This window comes from Pontibacterium sp. (assembly GCF_041587635.1).
Classification (GTDB): Bacteria; Pseudomonadota; Gammaproteobacteria; order Pseudomonadales; family Balneatricaceae; genus Pontibacterium.
Map to the genome: position 1 here is coordinate 1 of NZ_JBFGYC010000146.1, position 7,741 is coordinate 7,741.

The 7,741-nt window shown below is 50.1% G+C and carries 4 protein-coding genes and 1 pseudogene; 3 read left to right on the forward strand and 2 right to left on the reverse strand.

Translation table 11 applies throughout. From position 1 onward, the window contains the following. A pseudogene (locus tag ABYW01_RS09225) lies at nucleotides 1-458 on the forward strand (class I poly(R)-hydroxyalkanoic acid synthase); the annotation flags it as partial. A gap of 81 nt (nucleotides 459-539) precedes the next feature. Here the strand turns inward: ABYW01_RS09225 and ABYW01_RS09230 are convergent. Next, the gene (locus ABYW01_RS09230; protein WP_372832254.1) at nucleotides 540-2,837 is read right to left on the reverse strand and encodes a DUF6351 family protein; all 2,298 of its coding nucleotides are present in this window, start codon (nucleotides 2,835-2,837) and stop codon (nucleotides 540-542) included. Between the two features lie 347 nt (nucleotides 2,838-3,184). On the opposite strand from ABYW01_RS09230, the gene ABYW01_RS09235 reads away from it, so the two are divergent. Both ABYW01_RS09235 and ABYW01_RS09240 read left to right on the forward strand, forming a co-directional pair. Beyond that, the gene (locus tag ABYW01_RS09235; RefSeq protein WP_372832256.1) at nucleotides 3,185-3,730 is read left to right on the forward strand and encodes a hypothetical protein; all 546 of its coding nucleotides are present in this window, start codon (nucleotides 3,185-3,187) and stop codon (nucleotides 3,728-3,730) included. 400 nt (nucleotides 3,731-4,130) lie between these two features. Continuing rightward, nucleotides 4,131-5,444 carry an MATE family efflux transporter gene (locus tag ABYW01_RS09240; RefSeq protein ID WP_372832257.1) on the forward strand — a complete coding sequence of 438 codons (1,314 nt, stop codon included), beginning with the start codon at nucleotides 4,131-4,133 and terminating at the stop codon, nucleotides 5,442-5,444. Between the two features lie 4 nt (nucleotides 5,445-5,448). Here ABYW01_RS09240 and ABYW01_RS09245 read toward each other — a convergent pair. After that, on the reverse strand, nucleotides 5,449-7,741 hold a 2,293-nt coding region (locus tag ABYW01_RS09245), incomplete at its 5' end, for a putative bifunctional diguanylate cyclase/phosphodiesterase (RefSeq protein WP_372832258.1).

Genomic DNA, 7,741 nt, shown 5'->3' on the forward strand with positions numbered 1-7,741 from the left:
ACTACATCAACAAGATGTATCTGGAGAACAAACTGGCTGAGAAAGATGGCCTGACCATCTGCGGTGAAAAGATCGATTTGGGTAAAGTTAAGATCCCTGTCTACTTCCTGTCTGCGATTGAAGATCACATCGCACCTTGGAAAGGCACCTTTACGGGTACCGAACTGTTTAAAGGCAACATCGAGTTCGTACTGGGCGCGAGCGGACACGTTGCAGGTGTTATCAACCCTGCTTCTAAGAACCGTCGTAACTACTGGACGAAGGGCGAACTGGGTCAGGGTGCTGATCACTGGCTGGAAACTGCTGAGAAGCAGGAAGGCTCTTGGTGGCCTCACTGGTCTGAGTGGGTTAAGCGTCGTGGCGGTAAGAAAGTTGACGCGCCTGCAACCTGCGGTAGCGCTGAATACGCCGAGATCGAGCCTGCTCCAGGTCGTTACGTGAAAGCACGTGAAGCCTGAGTAGTCACTGCTTGAATAAAAGCCGGAGCTGAAGCTCCGGCTTTTTTATGTTCAAACATGACAAAATCTGCATTTAACGTATCAATGCAACTTTAAAACACCAGGCACCAGCACGCCGCCTTTATGCAATAAATTAGCGGGTTTACCTTGATCAGGTAAACGGTAGTCACAGACTCCATTTGGAAATACGCGCTGCAACTCAAACCGATAGGGGCGCATCTCAATCTCGCCATACACGCCTGCATCAATCGCCTCACTTACCGTTTGTCGCTGGCATTTAAATAACTCACCACTCGTAGGCGCACCCGCAACCATCCGCGAATCTCTAAAAGGTGGATACTGGCGATAGCAAGCTCCATGTAACCGCTTATTCCAGTCACCGTCCCAAACCGAGGGACCAGACGCCAGCAGGTTGCCATCGGCATCATAGCAGCGATCCTCCGCATCATCCGGCCGGTTTTCTGCAACACCTAACGAAGGTGATCGCGCAATATTATCCATCCAACGATCGATCAACATAAACGCATCCGATACCGGGTCATGAGGACGACGCGTCATCCAAATCAGCTGATTATCCGCACTCCCCTGTCCGTCAATAAGTCTCTGTCGCGCAGAAAACGAGGCAAAGCTGTGATGCATATCCAACGCATCATCCAAGTAGTGACGCAAGTCGATAATGGGAATGTTGGCATGCCCAAGGAAGACCTGACCCGACCTGTAGGCTGCTTCAATCGCTTTCAGATCACCTTCCCCCCGCTTAGCGGGCGTATTCCCCTTATCAGGGCTCAGATACATATTGTGCTGCCCCCAGGGTGAGAAGTTCAGTAGCCCGGCCATTCCACCAATGCCTCCTAGTTTCCAGTACCGCTCCGGCGCCATTTTCCCTGCAGGCTTCCAACTCCCAATATTGGCATTGAGATGTAGGAATTCTTCTGGCGTCAGGCGCTCATCCCGCAGTGCACCCAGTCCATACTGAACCCCAACGTTATCCCACGTCTGACGTGCGTATCCCTGAGCATCCGTTCCCAACATATATTTCATATCATCCCAATAACTCCAGTGCCCCTGTTCAAGAACACTCCGACTGTAACGGCCGGTATGAAACAGATATTTTGGATTGTTCACCAGCGGTGTTAAGCCTCGCCACGCTCGGACACACTCATTGCTGCCAGAGTTAAGGTGGGGAGATCTCTGACGCACCAGCAGCGCTATGTCATACAACAACGAACGCATACTGAACGCAGTATCACTGGCATTCAGACCTTCAACGAGGCTGCGTTGCGACCAATCTCGCCAGCGCGGGTTGTGACTGGCCAGCACATCAAAGTAGTATTCCAGTAGCTCGCAATCAAACACATAGTGCGTTTGTGTGATCATATCTGGATATGCATAAAGCGGAATGGCTGCATCAAGCAATCCCGGTAAATTTTGGGCCAACAGATATTGTTGGATAGCACCGCCTGAACCGCCTATGCCGACGGTATATTTTGGTTGACCATAACGTGCCATGAACTGCCGTTTGACCCGCATAGCGGTTTCTTCCGCTAACCAGATATTATAGTGATTAGTGGTTTGATTGGCCGTTGAGTACGCAATTGCGTAGCCTAAACGTAGCTGCTCTATGCGCCTCTTAAGCAACCCTCTCTGAGAAAGGCGCCCCTGAACCTTTCCAATACCAACGCCACCACGGAACTGATAGACCAGGCGCTGATTCCACAGGTCCGTATCCACCTGCCCGGGCATATTAGATTCGGCACGTTCACGACTGCCTATCGCCGCCAGCATGTAGATAAATCGATTAATCGTTCCTGTTTCCACGCGCACAATAAATTCAGTGGATACACCATTCACAACAATCTCAGCAATATCCTCTGCGGCATCCTCAAGCGGAAAGAACTGATCGGTACCTCGTTTGTTGTAAAAGTAACCAACACGTGTGGGAAGCAAACAGTCTTTGCTATAGCCAATAATTTGAGCAGTTTTTCTTCCGTTTACCTCTTTGAAGACCGGAATTCCGATGTGGTGCTGATTATCAACCAGTGGCTGTCCGAGTTCTGAGTCTTCTGTTCGGCAATAGAAAGGGTACTGGGCAGGCCCGGCATATAACGTTTCATGCGGACCAACATCACCCACCGGTATCGGATATGAATAGGTATCAAGCGGGCGCGATGCGATACGTGGGTGCGGCCCGCGATAGGGCGGAATACTGGACGCAACATCCATACCCGGCGGCAAACCCACCACGGGATTACTCACTGCGGGTCGATCTATGAGCATACTTAATGCGCTATAACCCAGCAGTATTGTCACGGCTAACAGACACAACAGCAGTGCCGTTGCTCTTCCTACAAACCGCCAGACACTCGTTCGTCGCTGCATACACGAAGCACCCTGAATGACATTTGTACCTTCAATATAGTGCCCACCGTCACAACTTTGATCGCAAATTGATCAAATTCTCAGAAACAATCTACACTTTTTAATATGCCCTGCCTCTGCACAACAGCAGACAGACCTCTCTATTCGATGGGAACAGACCGATGGACAGACGAAGTAGAAGAACGCCCCCGCTCTTAAGACCGGACTGCCGGATCCTACGAGTTATAGCCGTTTCGCTGATGTTCGGGTTCATTACCGCTTGTTCCGTTCATCAAAATCATTCAACTGCACAACATCTTGCAATCAATCTTTCCCCCAAAGACCTGAAGCAAAATGGGTTGGCTTTTATGAGCCCCTCCACCGTATCAGGCCGAGAGGAAGATAAGCAGGCGCTGGCTTTTATTGTTGGTCGCGTATTGCAGCAGGAACGTCCTGATATCCGTCAGGTCTCACTGCCTCATGCGTTAGGCGCCATCAATAACGCAGGCCTTGCCCGTGACTACAAACAGATGTTTGAGGATTACCAAAGTACGGGGATTTTTAGCCAACAAATACTCGGAGAGATTGGTGATGCAGTAAATGCCCGTTATGTGATACAGCTGAATCTTGCGAGCTTCAATCAAGGCAGCAGAGGCCGTTTCAGTCTTCTCGGTTATCGTCTATTCCAGACTAAGCATGCGGATATACGCATGTTCATTCAGATCTGGGATACATCGACCGGCTCCATCGCCTGGGAAGGGGTTGAAGAACTTATCGTTGCTGAAGAAACCAGCAGCGAAAAAGTTATCAACTTCACAACCGTGGTTGAAGCGTCTGCACGTAATTTAATCAAGCTACTTCCCCAATCCGAGGTCGATCCCAGCCAACTATCTCATGCAACCTCTGCGCAATAATCCGCAGAGGGTATAGAGTCGTTGCACTCAAATACAACTGGCTCTATGCTGCGGGGCAAATGACGTGAGAACAGCCTCATGATCGCTGTCGATTAGATTTAAACGCAGACTGCTGTCAGGCGTGCAAATAAGGAATTTATGCAACCTATCCGATTATGGAAGGCGAGCCAGGCGGCCGTCCGCTTTGAACGTTTACCCACGGTTTATTACTCTGCAACGCTAACAGAACATCTAATTGTTATTGAGCACTGCATCGATAACCTGATCCGTTCTTGCATAGGAACGCGCCGTTCACACATAGGCAGCGTTCCCGGTCGACCTCAAGCCAATCACCGTTTCAACGATTTCGTCTGATATGAAAAAGTACAGCAATCGGTGGACTGAGGTCCGCCAGTTACTTGTGATTGGCTGGCCGATTATTGTCGCCCAGGTTTCCCAAACAGGTATGGGGTTCGTAGATACCCTGATGTCCGGACGCTATGGCCCGCAGGACCTTGCTGCCATAGCTATTGGTTCTAGTATTTGGCTACCTATATTCTTGGCCGCCTCTGGCGTGCTCATGGCCACCACCCCTCTAGTTGCTCACCTTGTCGGAGGTAACCAGCTACCCCGTACCCGAGAGGTGCTCGGCCAAGGCGGACTCATTGCACTGGTCCTCGGTGTGCTTTCGGTATTGATTCTGCACAATACACTTCCAGTTCTGCAGTGGATGGCCGTCGATCCAGAGTTGGCGGCTAAAACGGATAACTATTTGAAAGCGATATCCTGGGGTTTTCCGGCAATCCTGATGTATCAGGTAATACGTAGTTTTTCAGAAGGCTTTGGTAAAACACGACCTATCATGAAAATTGCGATCCTAGGTTTGCTCGCAAATATTCCACTGAATTATGTACTGATCTACGGCAAGCTCGGATTACCCGAACTGGGTGGCGTAGGCTGCGGCTGGGCAACCGCAATTGTTATGTGGCTCACATTAGGGGCAGGTATATTGTATCTTCGCCGCAGTACAACGTTTGTTGAATGCCGCCTGTTTCAGGGCCCCCTTTTACCGCCTATTCAAACACTGGGACACTTTCTGCGCCTGGGACTGCCAATTGGTATGGCACTGCTCATTGAAGTCAGTATGTTTGCGATTATCGCCTTATTGCTCGCCGATTTAGGCGAAGTCATTGTAGGCGCTCATCAGGTTACATTGAGCTTCACTGGGATGATTTTTATGATTCCACTCAGCATATCAATGGCGCTAACCATCCGTGTGGGACACCGCCTAGGAGCCAACAAAGAGGAAGGAGCACGTGTCAGTGCTGCAACGGGCGTGATGATAACTATCGGCTTTGCCGTTGTGAGTGCAACAACTATGGTCCTGTTCGCACCACAGATTGTTTCACTCTATACCGACAGCGAGGAGATCATTGAGATCGCTGTCAGTCTGATCGGAATAGCAGCAGTATTTCAGTTCTCTGATGCCATTCAAGTCTCATGCGCAGGCGCCTTGCGGGGTTACAAAGATACCAACATCCCATTACTGATTGTCTTTATCGCGTATTGGGTGATCGGCCTGCCAGTTGGATTTATGTTGGCGAAAACAGATCTACTCGTCCCCGCCATGGGGGCCAAAGGCTTTTGGATTGCGCTGGTGATCGCATTAACGATTGCCGCTGCCATGCTGGCTCGCAGACTTATCTGGCGCAGCCGAACCGGCACCGCCAACTGAACCATTACATGTTCTGAAAAGTCCGCTGCTGATAAAAATCGGTAAACAATTCGGCAGTCATAGGACGAGCAAACAGGTAACCCTGACCGTAGTCACATCCAACACTGGTCAGCAACGCTCGCTGCTCTTCGGTTTCAATACCTTCAGCGATCACTTTGATACCCAGTTTATGGGCCATCACTATGATCGCTTCGCAGAGAGCCATATCGTCCGATTCAGCGGTCAGGTTGCTAACAAAGGCCTTATCGATCTTGAGATAATCGATATCAAAGCGACGCAGATACGCCAATGATGAATAGCCCGTTCCAAAGTCATCCAGCGCGACCTGAACATCAGCATCTCTGAACATCAGCAGCTTGCGACTCACTTCCGGCCCTGTATCCATCAGCAACCCTTCCGTTATCTCAACCGTCAGTGCCGAACCCGGCAACCCCAGACGCTTCAGCGCATTCACCCATATTTCTGGTTTACACGCCTCTTCAAGAAACTGCACAGGAGAGGTATTCACTGACACTTGAAAGTCTTTATCCAGCGTCTCTCGCCATTGATTAACCTGATGAGCTGCCTGACGGAACACCCAATCTCCAATTTCAAGAATGCGCCCGGTTTCTTCCGCAACGGAGATAAACTCTACCGGTGAAACAAATCCTCTTTGAGGATGCTGCCAACGAATTAACGCTTCAGCTTTATTAATAACGCCTGTCGCCAACTCCACTATCGGCTGATAGCTGACGCTAAATTGATCTTCTTGCAACGCAACCCGCAGGTCTTTCCCCAACTGCACGCGATTCAACGCGGCCTGATGCATCGATGGCGTAAAATAGGAGTATCGGTTACGCCCACCATTCTTAGCCGCATACATCGCTTGATCGGCGTTTTTCAGTAGCTGATCGATACTATTGGCATCATCAGGGAAGAATGTCACACCAATACTGGCTGTGATGTAAGCGGTATCACCTGCCAGGTCAAAAGGCTCGGCCAGTGCTGAGATAATATTTAGCGCTACCCGTTCAACACAATCGATCTCGTCCAGCTCCCCCAATATCACCGTAAATTCATCTCCCCCCTGACGCGCCACCGTATCCGAACTGCGAACTGCATCCTGAATGCGTTTCGCGGCCTCGACCAGCAGAATATCCCCCATATCATGACCCAGAGTATCGTTCACCTCTTTAAAACGATCCAGATCGAGGAACATCAAAGCCATGCGCTGACTGGCACGCGCGACCTTTTTCATCTCCTGAGACATACGATCACGCATCATATTGCGGTTGGGCAGCCCCGTCAGAGCGTCAAAATTGGCCTGTTTCCATATCAACTCATCCGCTGCGCGCTTGTCCGTAATATCACGACTGATTCCCATCACCCCATACAACGTGCCGTCAAGGCCATAGAAAGGCGCCTTATACACATCCAGTACCACCTCACGGCCATCCGGATAATAGGAGGTGCATTCGTAGGATTGGGCTTCCCCGGTGGACATAATTTCCTGGTCCTTTTTACGCACCAGTTCAGCGACATGTGGCTCAAATAACTGCAGATCATTTTTATCCCGCAGTTCAACTTCAGAGGAATCTGTAAACGCTTCAAATGCTTTGTTACAGCTGACATATTGGCGATCATTATTTTTTACGAAAACCAGATCAGGAATGGCATCAATCAAACCACGCAATAACCCACGCTCCCTGTTCAGTAACGCCTCACTTTCGCGCAATGCTTTTTCTGCCATACGCCGATCTCGCTGACGACGTAAGATCAGAGCCATAAATAATGTACCAAATGGGAAAATAGCGATAATAGGAGGCACAACCTTAGTGAAGATCACCGCATGCATTTCGGCGGGCATAAGCAGCATACAGGCTGCAACTGTGAGCTCGACAACCAACCCAAACAAGTAGAGACGCCACCAACTCAGAGACCAACCGAAACGGTTTGAACAGTAACGCCAGAAAAGCCCCACCGCAGAGGTCGAAAGAATAACCACCGATCCGACAATCGCACCTCCCCCCCCCTGGTACAAGCGGAAGGCAACAGTCATCACAACAGCAATCAGCGTAGTACGCCAACCAAAAAACAGACCACAAAGGCTCAGCAATACCCAGCGTGAGTCAAAAAAGATCCCCGGCTCCAATTCCCAGGGGGTGGACATCACCGCAATCCCAATCGCCCCCACTAATACGCCGGACAAACAGTCTCGCAATACGCGGTTTGAGATACTGCGCAAACCCAGAGTGTCATATATCACTCCCAACCCGAGCAATAGTATTGCGTTATTGAGGAGCGCCGAAAAACTGGCT